This is a genomic window from Staphylococcus pasteuri (assembly GCF_030547725.1).
Classification (GTDB): domain Bacteria; phylum Bacillota; class Bacilli; order Staphylococcales; family Staphylococcaceae; genus Staphylococcus; species Staphylococcus pasteuri.
Genome location: NZ_JAUOQO010000446.1, coordinates 1 through 263 on the forward strand (window position 1 = coordinate 1; position 263 = coordinate 263).

Genomic DNA, 263 nt, shown 5'->3' on the forward strand with positions numbered 1-263 from the left:
TTCAAGCAGCGCAATCCTTGCCTCAATGGGCTCTGGTTCGTTTGAGGTGTTCATGCTTGCAGTTTTTCCGCCCGCCGAAGCAGGTCTTTCTTCTGGTCTTCCGCAGCAAAAAGCTGTGCGTGCGCAACATCGTTTGCCTCTGCTGTCGCCTTTGCGATCTTCCGCAATGTTCGGATCTGCGCATCCAGCGACCGAATCTCGGCGCGGATCAGGTTGAGTGTGGCTTTTTCTGGGTTCATCCCCACAAGTAACTCGGGTTCGAT

The 263-nt window shown here is 54.4% G+C and carries 1 protein-coding gene; it reads right to left on the bottom strand.

Annotated elements, in window-relative coordinates; all coding sequences use genetic code 11:
- Positions 1 to 50 precede the first annotated feature (50 nt).
- The coding region (locus Q4528_RS14315; protein WP_303522291.1) for a hypothetical protein at positions 51 to 263 on the bottom strand (213 nt) is incomplete at its 5' end.